This window comes from Marinomonas sp. UCMA 3892 (assembly GCF_012726345.1).
In the GTDB taxonomy this organism is placed as follows: Bacteria; Pseudomonadota; Gammaproteobacteria; order Pseudomonadales; family Marinomonadaceae; genus Marinomonas.
The window spans coordinates 212,930-229,932 of the sequence record NZ_PTXN01000003.1 but is presented as its reverse complement, the minus strand read 5'-3'; the positions used below and the strand labels follow the sequence as shown (position 1 = coordinate 229,932).

Genomic DNA, 17,003 nt, shown 5'->3' with positions numbered 1-17,003 from the left:
GTTGCATCAACGGTCTGTCAACGCAAGTTTCAAACCCAATAAAGCGAAGCTCATGGCAAAGGTTCGTTGCAGATATTTAGCAATGTTAGAGGAGCCAATTAAGTATCGACGCGCTTTGCTTGCGAGAGCTCCATATAGAATGAAAACAATGAAAGTCATCGCCATAAAAATACCGCCAAGTAAAAGCATTTGACTGGTCGCCAAACTGCTATTTGAGTTAATAAACTGCGGTAAAAATGCTAAGAAAAAGATCGTCAGTTTTGGGTTTAAAACATTGATCAAGCAGCCTTTCAGAGCTACTTGAAATAAGTTGATTTTTTGCTCTTCTTTTTTCTCTAATGCTAATCCACCAGTTTCACGCCACATACACCAAGCCAAATAAAGCAAATAGGCAACACCGATAAATTTCACCACTTGAAAAGCCATTGCGCTGGTATTCAGAATAACAGCTAAGCCAAAAATACTGGCTAGCATTGAAGGCACTATTCCCAAAGTACAACCTAGCGCTGCAGCGAATGAAGCACGAGCTCCTTGAAACAGTCCTGTTGAAATCGTGTAAATCACTCCAGTGCCAGGAATGAGCACTAAAATTAATGAAGTAATTAAAAACTCTATGCTAATCATAATCCACGTCCTTCAATGCTTTTCGAGAATACCAGTTTCTGTGACTTTAAGAGATTACAATAAAAGGATAAAAACAAATATTATTATGTTGCTGGTGGGATGTTTTTGATCATCATGCTCCAATCAGTAATCGGCTTTTCGAACCAAATAGACGCTTCAATTTCCCTATTAACCACACCGATCCATAGAACTGAAAGATGAACAAAAAAACCGATGAAATAAGGCTGTAGGCCACGGTCGTGTTGGGTTCGATATAGCCTGCGTTAAGTAAAAAATATTTCGTATTTCCCCATATCATGCCCAGTAATGGATGTAAAAAGAAAATCGCGAAGCTAATGGAGGCAAGCATGATTAGGTGTTTTCCAAGAGTAGGCCAAACCCAATGTGAGCAGAAACCAACCAGTAAAATACACAAGCCCATTTTTTGAATAAACTGTAAATCGATACCACCCCATTCAAAAGCAGCTTTATGAAACCCTCCTGCATGAAATAAAACACCGGATTGCAGCCAGACTGTTGCGATCACCGTGATAATCGCAGCGACCAAAAAGTAGCTATAGTGTAGCTTCATCCAATCTAAATATTGTGAATACAACATACCCAATAAATAGAAGGGAGTGAAATACACTAATGACTGCAATACATTTATGTTATCAGCTGGGCGGTGGATCATCACTGCAATAATAGTAAACGCCGCTAAAATAGAAAGCTGGGCAAATAATGGCAGTTTCAAATAGCGAAAATGCAGCCCTGAGCATAAAAAAGTCGCCATAATGAAAGGAATGTACCAATGGGGAAACAGCACAAAACCTTGCTGCAAAACCTCCCAGCACATCGACAGAGCTTCCGTCACACTGGCGTGATCAACGAATAGAAAAACGAAGAAATTGACCACAATTGCAAATGCTGAAACAGACAAGAATGGCACTAATACGTTCTGTACTTTCTTTGACATAAATTTTTTATAATCAAAGCGTTGGGCAAATATGTGATGAAAGAAAAAGCCAGAAATAAACACAAAAACGCCTGTGCCACCACGAACGATGTTTTCTAACCAAACAGGAAAACCATCATTGGTATTCGTGACGGAATGTCCTAGCACAATGAGGACAATCGCCAATCCGCGTAGGTAATCAAATTCTATAACTCGAACGACCTTCTTGGCTTTTGTTGGACTTGATTTATCGACAGAAGGTTCTTGGGAGGCCTCGATATCCATCAGTGTGGGTTTTTGCGTAATGTTCACTGGCTTACATCCATGAAAGTAAGAGATACAAGCTATTAAGTCGCCAGTTTTGTTTCTAATCAATATAGTTTGCAGACAGAATCTAGAATTTTACGATAATCATGCATTTTCGACGATATTCTTACGGATTTAGCGACAGATATAGGTAAATGCTTGCCAATCTGCTAGAGTCGCGCCTACTATTATTTATGCCCCCTAACACTAGGAAATCATTTTGAATAACAACGATATTTTACGCCGCCTTCGCTATACCTTTGATCTAAAAGAACTCTCTATTGTAGAGACCTTTGCAGCAGCGGATGGCATTGCATCGCAAGAGCAAGTTACTAGCTGGCTAAAGAAAGAAGACGATGCAGGTTATGTCGAAATGATTGATGTGGAAATGGCGACATTTCTAAATGGCTTCATCAATACTAAGCGTGGCAAACGTGAAGGCCCTCAACCTGTGCCGGAAAAGCGCCTTACCAATAACGCTATCTTCATGAAATTGCGTATTGCGTTAAACCTACAAGCTGAAGAAATCCTCGATATCATGTCGCTAGCGGAATTCAACCTAAGCAAGCATGAATTGAGCTCTTTCTTTCGTAAGCCAGACAATCGTCACTACTGCGAATGCAAAGACCAAATCTTGCGTAATTTCTTGATGGGATTACAGAAGCAGTTTCGAGTTTAATTTAGATACCTATCCATAACACTACCCAATAAAACTGCTCTCAAATCTGTTAGCAGTTTTTCGTAAAAAATTAGCTTCTTTTAATTTTATTACTCCGCTATTTGTTTTTTTTGCACTTTATGTACAAAGTTTGCACTATTTGGCTATTTCATTACGCCGCTCTTTGCGATATTGGCTTCCCATAATAAATATAAATGATAAATACAGGGCGGTATCAATATGCTAATGAAAAATAAAGTCGCGCAAGCTGTTATCGTTGCCAGCCTTTCCTCCCAAGGGTTTGCTTTGGAATTAGGTGATTTTAATGGCACTCAATTTAGCGTCGGCGGTTATGTTAAGGCCGAAGGCGTGTTTAATAACCCTGACGAAAGTAATAGTACTTTTGAAGGAAGCGCAAGCCAGTCTCGTTTGAATGTCACTACTAGTCGTAAAGAGGGCGATCATAACCTGAAGGGATTTATTGAAGGGGACTTCAGAGGCGCATCTTCAGTGTTTCGTTTACGCCATGCCACGATTACGATTGATAACTTAACTATTGGTCAAACATGGACTGGACAATTCTATGCTAATGCGCCGTTCGATACAGAAATAATTAATTTCTATGGAACTGGAATAGGTACTGTTTCGGGGAATGGTGCGGTCGTAAGACCTGATCTTGTTGTGCATTATGCAAAAGACGGTATGCGTTTAACCTTACAAGATCCTCTTTACAATGAAGCTCATTATCCAGATATGGTGGCAGCTTATACCCATCGCACAGCAGACGGCCATGCCTTAAATGTGGCAGTTACAGGCCGCGACGTTAGCTTAAATAATGGTGATTCTGAATTTGGGGCTGCACTGTCATTGGCCGCAAAATTGAATTTTGGCGATACTAGTGTAACGCTGAGCGGCTTTTCTGGTAAAGGTGCTGCAATATATGCAGGATGGGGCTATAACGGTTCTGCAGGAACTGCGGCAACAGCAGAATTAGACGGCAATGGCGATTTAGTGACAGTCAGTGGCTTTTCCGCGGGCATTGGCCACAAGATAAGCGACAAACTTCGAGTTAATCTACGTTACGGCCAAGTAACTTCTGATGAAGTGAACTCAACTGTTGCCGATGACACTCTTAAAACAACAACAGCAAACATGATTTACACATACCTTCCTGGGCTTGAATTTGGTGTAGAGCTACGAGATCAAAATGCGGCTACTCGACCACCTTCAGCGACCGGTACAACAGTACGTCCAGCAGGTCAGCAAGTAGAAGTCATGGCGATGTATAAGTTTTAATAAAGAGCACTGACAAGAACAGACTGGGCTTTACCCTTTTGCCCAGTTTGTTTTTTTTAACTCTAAATCAGTACGAAAAATCACGTAATGTCTGCGAAGGTAATTCCCCGATTTGCTCACGGTATTGAGCCGAAAATCTTCCTAAATTAGTAAAGCCATACTTTAGTGCAACTTGTGTCACATTTTTAATACGCTCATTGTTTTTCAATTCAGAATGTATACTTTCTAATTTGAGACGACGAATGTAAGCAGAAGGTGTGAGTCCTGTCTCTCGTTCAAAAAGATTGTAGAGTGACTTACGGCTGATTTGGCACAAATGAGCCAATTCATCGATAGCTATGTCAGTTGTAATATTATCCAACACATAATTGCGAATACGTTCAATATGGCGATGTAACGATTTTTTAGGAAGAGTGCTTGGACCAACATTGCTATCAAACATATTTAAAATTCCACTGTTTAATAGTCTGCAATAATAAATCAATGCTCGTTCATAGAGCTCATCTTTATCTTGCTGCAATATGTCGTTTAGCAGATTAAACAAAGGCCCTGTCAGCGGGAATTGGCTTACTTTTGAATCAAATCGAATTGGATCTAAAGGAAATAAATAACCAAACTCTCGTGCTGTTTGATGTAAAAAATCAGTAGGAATTTTAACAATAAGCTTTCTACAGTCAGCTGAATCATTTGCCTCAAAACGGTTTTTTGGCATTATGAAAATAGAATCACCTGCTTTAAGAATGCGCGTCCCATTTTGATGCTGCTCGACGCTATGACCCGCTAAAATCACGTGTAGAAAATAAGCGTTTTCTACATTGGAAGAACTAACGTGTGTAGCAATGCCCACTGCATACTCTAAAATAGAAAGCGGTCCGAATTCTTTAAATTTCAAGGTAGTAAGCCTTTCTTGAGGCATACTTTGAGTAAAATGATGCTCACCAAAACCCTTATCCAATAAAATACTAGCAAGAGCTTGTGCTGAAGCGTCTGCAACTTGAAGGTCGCAGGCAGAAAAATCAAACTTCATATTTACACACCAATGCATTAATTATTTTTATAAGTCAGCAATCTAGGTAAAACTTTGAACTTGTTTTACAGCGCCTATAAAGTGTAATGCTTGGTGCTTTGAGTTAGTCATCCAATTTTGAGGTTAGTGCATCAATTATTGATATAGTAAACAATGTTGTTGCAAACAATGTTATATGTCTTGATTAATCAGGCAGTACATAGATTATAGAAGAGGAGTAATTAACGTGATCGCAAGAGAGTGGAAAGCCCGTTGCCCAATGGCTAAAAAAGAAGGTTTCATAGCCTACTTATATGAAACAGGTGTGAAAGATACATCGGCTACAGAAGGTTTTAAAGGGGCTCAAATTTTTGGACGAGAAGTGGATGAGTTAACGTTCGAGGTGACTCTGATTACTTATTGGCCGACTCGTGAGTCTATCGTGGCGTTTGCTGGTCAGGATATTGAAGTAGCCAAACTTTATCCTGAAGATGATGAATATGAACTAGATCCAGATACCTTTGTTCGTCATTACGATGTGATAGAAAATCATTGGGTTTAACTCTGATCATAATGCCCACCAAGAGCGAAGATATAGATCTCTATTTCTAATAGAGAAGAACCGAAAATTCGACTTGGTCTCTTGAGCCCGCTTGGTCTATTAACGTGAGTTGATAGTTGCCGGATTTTAGGTCTTTTAATGTGGTTTTTCTTTGCTGGTCGGGTAGCAACACGCCGTTTAAAAACCAGTAAAAAGGCGCTTCTCCTCCTTCCGCAGAAAGGGTGATTTCTTGGTTTTGTTGCTTCGGTAGCTGGAACGCATCCTGATTTGCAAGCCCGTAGATACGCACGGCAGATTGACTGACTAGATTGCCTGTTGTTTCACATCTAGGATCCCAGCTCGGTATTCGAGATGAACGGCGTTGTTCCAAGCTTAGCCAATTATCCAAGGGCGCAGGCCAAACGGTTACCTTATGACGTTTGGCGTTAACCTGACAGCTTATATTGACTCGTAACTTGGAATCATCTGCTTGCCAGAATTGAAATTCAGATTGGTTGAATGGCTGTTGTAGCGACGCAGTGTTATACCAAGTCTTAGGAATGGTGCCGTCAAGAATATAAGCACTGTGGCTCTCCTCACAAACCGTTTTAACTATGTCACCTTGTGGCCAGCAGATGTCTACTTTAGACACGCTGTCGGGCATCAGAGGATCTGGGCGTCGATCATTGAGCCGTTGATAAATATTGTTTAATAATGGCACTGCGGTAACTTGACCGTAATGGCCGGGCATGGGAACACCATCGGGTCTGCCAATCCAAACGCCTAATGTATAATGTTGGCTCACCCCAATCGCCCACGCATCGCGGAATCCATAGCTTGTGCCGGTCTTAACCGCTAAGCCAGAAACAGAGTCTGGATTATCTAATAATATTTTGCGAATAATCCAAGCGGCGCCATTGCTCAACAGCGGTTGTTGTGATTGTTTATCTTCGGTACTAAAACGCAGATGCTGTGCTTGGCCTTTGTTTCCAAGGCTGGTGTAGGCATAGACAAGATCTTCTAAATCAGAGCCAACTCCACCGAGAGCCACTGCTAAATTAGGCTTTGCTCCGGTCGGGAGTTTCAACTCGATGCCTGCTTTTTTCATTTTTAAGAAAAAATAAATGGGCTTGAGCTGTTCCAATACTTGCACCGCTGGAATATTCAGGCTTTTTTGCAAGGCATGGGTGACGGATACTGGTCCACTGATGCCACCATTGAAGTTGTCGGGTTGATAGTCCCCGAACTTGAGTGGCACATCCATTAATAAACTTTCGCTATGAATTAAGCCTTCATCCAGTGCCATACCGTAAATAAAGGGTTTAAGTGTTGAGCCTGGCGAGCGTGTGGCTTGCACCATATCCACATAAGCGAAACGGCTGCTGTCGTTGAAATCGGCTGATCCCGCGTAGACTTTCACCTTGCCTGTTTCGTTTTCGACAACCAATGCGGCTGCCGAAACTTTCTGACCAATACCATGGACATAATTTCTGAGCAAATTGCTGATCTGACCTTGCCATTGAGAGTGTATAAAAGTTTCTATCTGGGGCGATTTGTTGTGTGTCACTAACCTGCGAGCGAGCAAGGGTGCAGATTGATAGTCTTGTTTGGTTACAGCGGGAATGTCTTCGATTAACGCATCGTTTAAGCGCTCGGTGGACCATTCTTTCAGTGTTACTAAGCGGCGCATTAATTTATCTCGCGCTTGTTGGGCGCGTTCGTTATGTCGGTCTGGTCGGTAATAGCTGGGCGCTTGCGGCAAAACTGCCAAGAGAGCTGCTTGGGCGTCAGTCAGTTGTTTCACCGTATGACCAAAGTAGCCCAAAGAAGCGGCTTGAATGCCTTCATAGGTGCCACCAAAAGGTGCGTGATTGAGGTAATAAGTAAGTATGTCGGTTTTACTAAAATGCCACTCTAATTGCAGAGCACGGACGATCTCTTTGAGCTTTCCCCATACAGTTCTGGGTTCTGGGTAACGAATGCGAGCCACTTGCATGGTTAACGTTGAGCCGCCAGAGACTATTTTTCCTGTGCTAATCCATTGCCAAGTGGCACGAATGAGAGCAAAAAAATTAACGCCGGGATGATGGTAAAAATATTGATCTTCGTAAGTGATCAGCGCTTCAAGGTAGTTTGGGGAAACATCGTCTAAGGTAACAGGAAATCGCCACACGCCGTTTTCATCAGCAAAATTACGTAAAATAGAACCATCCTCAGCAAGAACGGTTTGACTAAGTGAACGGGATTCTAAATCGACCGGTGCAACCCAGTCGAATATCAAGAAAGACAAAAACAACAGTATTCCGGCGATAGGCAAATAAGCCCATAACCGGAATCGAGCCTTAAAGCGAGCCATTAACGAGGCAGTATTTCCAAAGTATTAATCGACGTACCAATGGCACGGTAATTAGGACGATACATATCTTCTACAAAGGGTGGTGCTATTTGATAAATACCCGGTGTAACTGCACGTGCCAGATAGTAAAGCTTTTTCACCGAACGATTCGTAAGGCTTACGGAAGCCACAAAGCGATCATCCCGATATTCTTGGTACAACAGGTTATTTTCGCGGAAGTAGCTACCAAGCGGTTTTTCGTCAATCATAATGCTATCCAAATCGACGCTGGCATTACTGAGGTTTTGATTTTCTAATTCCAAACCTGCTGGTAAAAGGTCTACCACCAAGGCATCTGGGATACGTAAGTCATCACCAACCGTGGCAACATTTAATTCCACAATGACTAAATCTCCACTGGTTAGTCTTGTTGGCGTTGTCGGTTTGCCTGTCAGGTCGTAATACTGTCGACTAATGCGCAGCCCTTCGCTGTATGGCTCTGGGGTGTTTTTAGGTGCTCCTTGATATTGTAGACTGACATACAATTTTTGGTCGTCTGCGGTAATGCCTTTGAGCTTGCGCAACTGGTCTGCATCAAACACAGAATTGAATGCCTGTTCTTTTACTAGCGACTGTTCGCCAGATGGTAATTGGATGGTGGCACGCCACTCACTGTTTTTGTTAGCGTATTGGCGAGCTACTTTTAATAAGGCTATGCGCTCTTGAGTACTGAACCAACGCTTGCTTTGTAGGCTCTCAATCATCTTATCGGCTAGATCTCCGTCATCCAGTCCAAGTTCTAAGGCAACGGCAAGGCTAAGTGCTTGATCGCGCACAATAGAGCCATAATCTCGGTAATAAGCATACTGTTTGCGGTCAATTTTTAGAGCCAGTTCTAGTGCTTTTTGAGCTCTAGAGGTGTCATTTAACTGATGTAGAGCGCCCGCTAAATGCATCCAAGCAAGACCAGATTCGTTTAGTTCTGTTGTCGATGATTGATCATAGAGTCGGCGAACGAAGCTCAAGCTAATAGCATCCGCTTTGGCTAAGACAAAGGCGGCATAAGCGCGATAAGAGAACTGATAATAATCAGAGCTTTCGCTCCACATGTCGCTTTCAGGGTTATTGTTGACAAAGAAGGTCAATCTCTCGATGGCGCGTTTCAGCATGTCGTCATCGCCGACAATGCCTTGTTTACGCGCATCGATTAAAAATTCCGTAGCATAAACGGTTCCCCAGCGAGATTCCCAACTGCTCGAATCCCAGTAACCGAAGCCACCATTACTCAACTGTTTTGCTTTAAGCTTTTCAATCCCGTTCTGAATTTGTTTTAGGCGGAAGGCTTCGCTAAAAGGTTGCTTGAATTCTTGTTCAATACTGTCATTCAAATCGAGCTGACTGACCATGTCTTCATTTAACAATAGCCAAGGATAGGTCGAGCTGGTGGTTTGCTCTAAACACCCATAAGGATATTGTAATAGGTTTTCGAATTGGTTTCTAAAGTTGATCGCAGGGCGGTTAGAAATGGTCAGCATTGCTTGAACACTGCTGTCTCGCAATGAACTGATATCAAAGCTCGGCTTCCATTGCTCACCCGGTTCTAGCGTCGCACGTGATTGATTTGTTGCCCAAGGATAAGGGCTACGCACGCCAAGTCGCCACGTTCGCGTGATATTGATGTCGTCGCCATTGGTGGCATTAAGTGTAACGACACCTTGGCCTTCCATGTCCGCGCCTGTGATAGGGATGGTAAGTACGGTTTTCTCTTTATCGGCAAGCTCTAGGCTCTGCTGCACACCTTCGCTAATGACGGCGCCATTCACTTTCACACTGACATTAAATGTCTGCTTGGCATCGGAAAGGTTGTGTAGGTCAATGCTGATTTGGCTTTTATCACCCATCGCAAGGAAACGCGGCATGGCAATTTGCGATACCAGCTTGTCTGCAACAATCATTTCCTTGTGCGCGCTGCCGTAACTGTGATCGCCATAAACCACGACCATCCATTCCAATTTGCCATTGAAATTAGGTAGATCAAAACTGACATCAGCTTCGCCATTGACAAGAGCAACCGGTTCACTCAGGAAGGAGATAATTTGCACATCAGATTTTGGCTTTTTACCGCCTCGGCTGAGTTCGGCATCCGATTCATTAAATGCGTCGCCACCAAATTTTTGGCGGATCATGTCATAACCTAGGTTATTTATGATCTTGCCATAGATATCGAAATACGCCGACTCAAAACGACGCGGAGCATAAAAATACTGCTCAGGTTGAGGTGGTTTATAGCGTGTAATATTCAGCACACCTTTATCAACTAGGGCGACCGTTGCGTAAAGCGGCTGATCTCCGAGTTTGGATAAATTCTTGATATTAATATGAGCTTTTACTACCTTGTTTGGCTGGACTTTTTTCTCAGTAGTAAGTTCTACGTCTGCGATTGCATCTGGGCGAATGATAGGTAAATGGGTAATCCCCAATGCTCGCTTAGGTGCCACTTCTGTGACTTGGTCCGCTGGCGTTAACACCATCGCCGTGACGTATAAGTCATGTCGATTCCAATTTTGTTGAATATCGATGCTAACTTCATTTGTGCCTTTTTCGATGTGTTTATGAAGGCTGTATTGAACGCCATTAGTGGATTCTACATTGATAATACCATCGCCAGCCACTGGACTGGTTAAACGCAATGTTGCTTTATCTCCAGGCTTGTAGTGGTCTTTATCTAATGACATTTGCAGCATGTCAGGCTTTAGATTGCTGCTGCTTTGATTATCCCAACTCCATTCTGTCTCAAACTCAAAGGTACTTTTTGCCCCCGTTTCAGAAGTGACTTCCAAAATATACGTGCCCCATTGCACAGGGAAATCAACGGTGACAGCGTTGCCTTTCACGTCAATATTTTCGTTACCAACTGTATAAATATGGCTCTGATAATTCCAGTACCAGCCACGGGATTCGTTGTATTCCCAGAAGTATTCGCGGTAATTTCGAGACATGCGAACACTGAGCTTGTCAGCAACCGGTTTCCCTTTTTGATCGACACTTAGTAGCTTAAATTGCAACGTTTCATTGGACGCAGGTCGGTCTTTAAATAACGGCTGAATACCAACTAATTTTTCGAAGTCTGGTAATTGTATGATGTTCTGATTGCGCGTCACCGGACGGCCGCCACTTTCGTAAACGCTGGCACTGATCAGGTAGCGCAATGGTACTGGAGTGTTAGCCCAATTATCTGGAACAGAAATCACTCCCTTGCCATCTTTATCCAACTTGATTGCGGCAGTTTTCAATGTTCGGCCATTGATTTTTTCTTTGGCATTGCCGAAGTAGTAATCTTTTAGTGCTGGAAACGGCGTGGTCGAAGGCGAGACTGTAACAACGGCATCGGCATCATTGCCGGCGGCGGGAGCGCCATAGAGATAATCACCTTGAATGGGAACGTCAAAACTGCCTTTAGGAGCATAGCGAGTTTGATTAGGAACATCATCGTAAAAGGAAAGCGTCAGAGTTTCAGGTAAAAAGTCTTCAACCTGAAACCAGTAAGTATCAACATAGTCATTGTTAATGCTGACTTCAAGACGCCATTTTCCTGTTGGCGCGTTGCCGTCTAACTGGAAGCTGGTTTGATAAAGGTTGGTGCTGTCAGGCTGCCAAGTGAACTGTTTTTTACGTTCGCCACGAGCATCATAAAGCTTGGCTTGTAATGGCAAATTTGCGACTTTTTGGCCGTCATAATCGCGTAGTAATAAATTAATCGACACCTCTTCATCAGGACGATAAAGATCTCGTGGGCCGTACATAAACATCTGATAATTGCGATGTAGACTTGGCACATTCGGATAAGCGGATAAATCTAATTCACCTTCATCTAATTTTAAAAAGGTAATGCTATCGCCATGGCGAGCAAGTACTACTTTTGGCAAGTCGTTTGTCGACAGTTGATAGCTGCCATCTAGACCACTTGTAGCAGCTTGTTCGCGAGCCGCTTGTTTATCTGTTTTTGGCCATAAAAAGCGCAAGTTGACATTGGGCATGGGCTTGGCTGTGGTAATGGAATGGCTATAAATCACTAACGAATCTTTGTATTTTCTAGCGTGTAAACCTATGTCTGTAATGGTGAATACCGCCGTATCGTAGGCGTAGTCATAATCTCCCGGCTTACGGATAATAGCGACATAAATACCTGGTGAATTCTTTTCTAAGACAGGATCTAGATTTAAATTGTAGGTCTTACGTTGGTTGGCTTTTGCATCATTTTCATAACGAGCAGTGTGAACCAGATCTGCGTATTTTTTTAACCGATTGAGGCTGTAGTAATCATTCATTCCTTGCAAAGAGGTTTCGTCAATAAAGCGGTCTAAAGTGTCATCGCGAACACGAAATACATCTAAATCGACCGATTTTTGATTGATAACGGTAACAGGAATGCCGTTTTGAATATTGCCGACTAAGAAACTACCTTTGCCTGAAAAATTGGCGCCGGGAATGATTTCACGAGTTTTTACCGTGCGTTCAAAGTTATGAATGTTACCTTCGCTGTCTTTCTCGGAGAGAGTGCTTCCGCTGATTGATTTGGTTTTGCTGTCTACTCTGATTGTGTATTCAGTACTGGGTTCTACAAACGGCAGTACCCATTGGCGGCCATTATTTTGAGGAATCCAGATATTACCAGTGGTGGGATTGGGTGTCACAGAAATGGATTTGCTTAGGTCGCTTTGAGGATCAATCGAATCGGTAAAGCGAATAACCAATGCGGGAGCGTTGTCTTGAGTGGTCTCGCTGACATCAGAGATATAAAAATCCGCTGCGTGGAGCGTGCTGGAAAGAAGCAAAAAACTCATCCAAATGAGATGAAGACCTGATAGAACTGACCGCATGACAAGCATCCCTTTTGCGTTGATGTATGGCTGGATTCTATAAGCTCATCACGAGGGATACAAGGCGATGGTAAGATTCCTTTATAGTTGTATTGGTCGTTGCCGCAGCCAAGCTTGAGAGATTACTAATGCTATTAAGGGAGTCCCGTGGAAGAGTAAGATGACTAGATCAAGAGTTAACCAAGTATAAAACGGTGCGACGATTATCATGCAAACGGTGAAGCCTGTCATTTTCAAAAGAGCAAGAATACTGAGCATAGGTAGGCGAAGATTTTCTGGCTCTGTCTGGATTCGGGAAATTAAACTGACGTCAGATATGCCGTCACCTATTCCAGCAGCAACGATAAAGGCCGTGGCCCACAGTTGACTGTGTTGTTGGAAGACCAAGATGAATCCTAAAGACATGGCTGAGAAGCCAAATAAAAAGAGTGTTTCTAAAGACAGGTAGGCATACTTTTTCAGCAAGTAGGCTATGGCTCTGGCTCCAAGAAATCTGCCTATTGCCCAAGAGGCCATGAGTATTCCCATCGACTGGCTAATATTGTTGGGTATAAGTTGCTCAGCGATGATGGGAAAGCCTATTTGGTGTGCAGCGTTACCAAGACTGCCAATCAATGTGATTAGTAACATGCTTCCTAGGACTGGTTCTTTCTTTAGCTCAGAAATGAGCGAGCGCCACTCCTTTTTAAAAGAAACTGACTGGCTAGCCCATGCAGAATGACTTGCCATTTTTTTTAAAGGTAAAAGCAATCCGACCACAAGTACATAAACACCACAATTAATGAGAAAGATACCTTGATAGCCTGTAGTTGCGACTAATGTACCAGCAATTAAGCTACCGACCACGGCGCTCATAGAGGATAAAGAGATTAGCCAAGTATTAGTTAGTACGAGTTTAGATTTTATTATCCAATTAGGTAATTGACTACTAGTGCCGATGACAAACATTGTATGAGTAAAACCATTGATAAAAGCGATATATGGAAAGGCGTAAATATGTTGTTTTTCGGGAGTAATAATGAGCAGCAACATAGAAAAGAAGCATAGGATATTAATCAAAATGAGTGCTGTTTTACCTTGAACTTTTCTAAAAAAAGGTAAGCTGGCTACGCTAGCTATAATGCTGCCGCAGACATGGAATATCATAAAAATACTGAATTGATATACGCTGTTGCTAATGATAAAGACATAGCTTGATAAGGAGATCATATTGAGGAAGCGACTTAAATCAGAAACGCAACGTGCGCTAACGATAAAAAAAGCATTGATTGCAGATGTACGAATATCTTTTTCAAACGTATTCATTATTTGAGTCTTCCTTGACTGCATATTCGAATAGATCCATATTCGAATGAAGATATAACCAGAGTTGGTTTACTAGGCCTTTTAAAAAAGCACCTATATTAGTCTCAAGTAATTATATTCTTTTTTAATGGTGAGTACTGCATAAAAAACGCCCTTGCGGGCGTTTTAGAAACTCACGGATATTGAATAGAATCGCTTACGCAGCGCCTACCTCAATCACTTCAATACGCTTTTCCTCTACCGCGTGACAAGCGATCATGTGGCCTTTTTCTTGCTCCGCTTGATCGTCTAATCGTAGTAATGGCGTTTCGGTTTTGCAGCGCTCGTTGGCATAGCTGCAACGGCCGTGGAAAGCACAGCCAGATGGTGGATTTAGCGGTGAAGGTAATTCGCCTTGTAGCTTAATGCGCTTACGGCGCTTGTCTGGTGAAAGCTGCGGCGTACTCGACAATAGAGCCAAGGTATAAGGATGTTTAGGGTTCTCGAACAGTTGCTCGCGAGTTCCTTGTTCCACTACTTTACCTAAGTACATCACCATGACGTCGTCAGCGATGTGCTCTACCACAGACAAATCATGAGAGATGAAGACATAGCTCAAGCCAAACTCTTGTTGTAAATCCATCATCAAGTTCAATACTTGCGCCTGAACCGACACGTCTAACGCAGACACGGGTTCATCCGCTACTATGACATTTGGATCAAGCATCAAGCCACGAGCGATGGCGATACGCTGACGTTGGCCACCGGAAAACATATGCGGATAACGGTCGTAATGTTCGGCTTTCAAGCCGACTTTTGCCATGATAGCGAGGGCTTTTTCCCTACGCTCAGCTTTGGAAAGTTTGGTATTAATTACCAAAGGTTCTTCCAATATCGCACCAATCTTCTTACGTGGATTTAAAGAGCCGTAAGGGTTTTGGAAGATAATCTGGATCTTCTGGCGTAGCTTTGCTTGAGCATCAGCTGTTAAGGTTAGTAAGTCTTCACCGCGATGAGACAAGCTTCCGCCTGTTGGGGTTTCAATCATGGTCAGCATGCGACCAAGCGTCGACTTACCACAACCAGACTCGCCAACTACAGCAAGGGTCTTACCTTTTTCAAGATCGAAGCTAATACCATCAACGGCTTTCACGACGGCGTCCGGTTTAAACAAACCTTGCTTGACGTGATAATGCTGTTTTAAACCTTCAGCTTTCAAAATTAACTGGCTATCGGATTGGTTCATGCGGCTGGTCTCCCTTCGCGGTCCAATGGCGTATGACATTTTACTTGGCGATCAAGATCACCTTGGTTTGCCGGTTCCACTTTACGACAATGGTCGGTGGCATAAGGACAGCGTGGGCTAAGCAAACAGCCTGCAGGACGATCATACTGACCCGGAACTACGCCAGGCAAGGCTTCAAGACGCGCTTTGCCGGAGGCAGACTCAGGCAAAGAAGCCAGCAAGGCTTGAGTGTAAGGATGCTTAGGCGTGCTGAATACTTCCGCTGCTGGACCAGATTCGACAATTTGACCTGCATACATCACGATGACACGATGGGCGACTTCCGCCACAAGTGCTAAATCGTGAGTGATCAACACCAAGCCCATTTGTTTCTTGCGTTGCAATTCGATCAATAGATCAATGATCTGTGCCTGAATTGTTACGTCTAAGGCGGTTGTCGGCTCGTCTGCGATCAATAAGCGTGGATCACAGGCAATGGACATGGCAATCATCACACGCTGGCTCATGCCGCCTGACAGCTGATGAGGGTAATTGTCCAAACGCGATTCCGGTGCTGGAATACCTACTTGCGTTAGCAACTCAATCGCACGAGTTCTCAGTTCTTTCTTGCTGCCGCCTTGGTGTGTTTTTAATGCTTCGATGATCTGATAGCCCACAGTGAAGCATGGGTTAAGGCTGGTCATCGGATCTTGGAAGATCATCGCAATGTCGGAGCCTGTTAGCTTACGACGTTGCTTTTCTGGCATGGTTTGCAGATCTTGCCCCGCGAACTTAAGCTGATCTGCGCTGACTTTACCAGGGAAATCGATCAAGCCCATGATGGACAATGAGCTCACACTCTTACCTGAGCCAGATTCCCCAACGATGCCGAGAACTTCCCCTTCTTCGACCTTGTAACTGATGTTATCTACGGCGCGAAAATTGCCGAAGGTAACGCTTAAATTTTCCAATTGTAACAGTGACATAACAACCTCTCTTACTGTTTCAACTTGGGATCAAGGGCATCACGCAAGCCATCACCCATGAGGTTAAACGCCAGTACTGTGATCAAAATCATCAAACCGGGGAAAGTAACGACCCACCAAGCGCGCTGAACAAACTGCAACGCATCGGCCAACATAGAACCCCATTCAGGGGTGGGTGGTTGTGCACCAAGACCAAGGAAGCCAAGCGCGGCCATATCCAAAATGGCGGACGAAAAACCAAGTGTCGCTTGCACGATCAAAGGCGCTAAACAGTTTGGCAAGATGCAGATAAACATCAAACGCAATGGACTCGCACCAATCACACGGGAAGAGGTGACATAATCCCGAGACATTTCTGCCATGGTTGCCGCACGAGTTAAACGTACATAATGCGGAAGTGAGACAATGGAAATAGCCAAAGCGGCATTCACAATGCTTGGCCCTAAGATGGCAACGATGGCAATGGCCAATAACAAGCTTGGCATCGCCAGCATGATATCGACGATACGCATAATAGCGGTGTCGATGATGCCTTTGAAATAACCGGCAATCAGACCGAGCAAAATACCCATCACCAAAGAGGCAGTAACTGCCACAATGCCAACCGCAATCGAAAGACGCGAGCCATAAATCAAGCGAGATAAAATATCTCGGCCTACATCGTCAGTGCCTAAAACAAAAGACCAGTTGCCACCTTCTAACCACGCTGGCGGTAGCAGTAAGGCATCACGGTATTGATCAGACGGTGAATGTGGTGCCACAAAATTAGCAAATACCGCCATGAAGCAAATGATGGCAATCACCACCAAACCTGCCACCGCACCTTTGTTGCTGCTGAAATAATGCCAAAACTCTTGCAGTGGCGTCATTGGTACTGGTGCGGTCAATGGAATGTCTGTCGTGGACGTTTTTGTAGATGTTGTCATAA

12 protein-coding genes are annotated in these 17,003 nt (G+C 43.5%); 3 read left to right on the top strand and 9 right to left on the bottom strand.

Annotated elements, in window-relative coordinates:
- Window positions 1–6: 6 nt before the first annotated feature.
- On the bottom strand, window positions 7–624 hold the full coding sequence (locus tag B6N13_RS06325) for a LysE family translocator (RefSeq protein ID WP_169458869.1): 618 nt from the start codon (window positions 622–624) through the stop codon (window positions 7–9).
- 112 nt (window positions 625–736) lie between these two features.
- The gene (locus tag B6N13_RS06320; protein ID WP_169458868.1) at window positions 737–1,870 is read right to left on the bottom strand and encodes an acyltransferase; all 1,134 of its coding nucleotides are present in this window, start codon (window positions 1,868–1,870) and stop codon (window positions 737–739) included.
- A 214-nt stretch (window positions 1,871–2,084) separates the two neighbouring features.
- Here B6N13_RS06320 and B6N13_RS06315 point away from each other — a divergent pair, with 214 nt between their 5' ends.
- A complete protein-coding gene (locus tag B6N13_RS06315) occupies window positions 2,085–2,543 on the top strand; it encodes a DUF1456 family protein (RefSeq protein ID WP_169458867.1) in 459 nt (152 codons plus the stop codon).
- A 219-nt stretch (window positions 2,544–2,762) separates the two neighbouring features.
- Entirely contained in the window at window positions 2,763–3,818 is a 1,056-nt protein-coding gene (locus B6N13_RS06310; protein ID WP_011977941.1) for a hypothetical protein, read from the top strand.
- 67 nt (window positions 3,819–3,885) lie between these two features.
- On the opposite strand, the gene B6N13_RS06305 is transcribed toward B6N13_RS06310, so the two are convergent.
- The gene (locus B6N13_RS06305) at window positions 3,886–4,845 is read right to left on the bottom strand and encodes an AraC family transcriptional regulator (RefSeq protein WP_169458866.1); all 960 of its coding nucleotides are present in this window, start codon (window positions 4,843–4,845) and stop codon (window positions 3,886–3,888) included.
- Window positions 4,846–5,071: 226 nt separating this feature from the next.
- Here B6N13_RS06305 and B6N13_RS06300 point away from each other — a divergent pair, with 226 nt between their 5' ends.
- Window positions 5,072–5,386, top strand: a complete 315-nt coding sequence (locus tag B6N13_RS06300; protein WP_169458865.1) for an antibiotic biosynthesis monooxygenase — start codon at window positions 5,072–5,074, stop codon at window positions 5,384–5,386.
- Window positions 5,387–5,432: 46 nt separating this feature from the next.
- Here the strand turns inward: B6N13_RS06300 and pbpC are convergent, their stop codons facing one another.
- The 6 genes from pbpC to dppC all read right to left on the bottom strand — a co-directional run bounded on the left by pbpC (window position 5,433) and on the right by dppC (window position 17,001).
- Window positions 5,433–7,721, bottom strand: a complete 2,289-nt coding sequence (pbpC, locus tag B6N13_RS06295; RefSeq protein WP_169458864.1) for a penicillin-binding protein 1C — start codon at window positions 7,719–7,721, stop codon at window positions 5,433–5,435.
- Complete coding sequence (locus tag B6N13_RS06290) at window positions 7,721–12,580, bottom strand: alpha-2-macroglobulin (protein ID WP_169458863.1); 4,860 nt, start codon at window positions 12,578–12,580, stop codon at window positions 7,721–7,723. The genes pbpC and B6N13_RS06290 overlap by 1 nt, the downstream gene beginning before the upstream one ends.
- Window positions 12,581–12,661: 81 nt before the next feature.
- On the bottom strand, window positions 12,662–13,885 hold the full coding sequence (locus B6N13_RS06285) for an MFS transporter (RefSeq protein WP_011977946.1): 1,224 nt from the start codon (window positions 13,883–13,885) through the stop codon (window positions 12,662–12,664).
- 196 nt (window positions 13,886–14,081) lie between these two features.
- Window positions 14,082–15,110 carry a peptide ABC transporter ATP-binding protein gene (locus B6N13_RS06280; protein ID WP_169458862.1) on the bottom strand — a complete coding sequence of 343 codons (1,029 nt, stop codon included), beginning with the start codon at window positions 15,108–15,110 and terminating at the stop codon, window positions 14,082–14,084.
- Window positions 15,107–16,075, bottom strand: coding sequence for a dipeptide ABC transporter ATP-binding protein (gene dppD, locus B6N13_RS06275; RefSeq protein ID WP_169458861.1), 969 nt, complete (start codon window positions 16,073–16,075; stop codon window positions 15,107–15,109). The genes B6N13_RS06280 and dppD overlap by 4 nt, the downstream gene beginning before the upstream one ends.
- Window positions 16,076–16,086: 11 nt before the next feature.
- Window positions 16,087–17,001, bottom strand: coding sequence for a dipeptide ABC transporter permease DppC (gene dppC, locus B6N13_RS06270; protein WP_011977949.1), 915 nt, complete (start codon window positions 16,999–17,001; stop codon window positions 16,087–16,089).
- Between the last annotated feature and the right edge of the window lie 2 nt (window positions 17,002–17,003).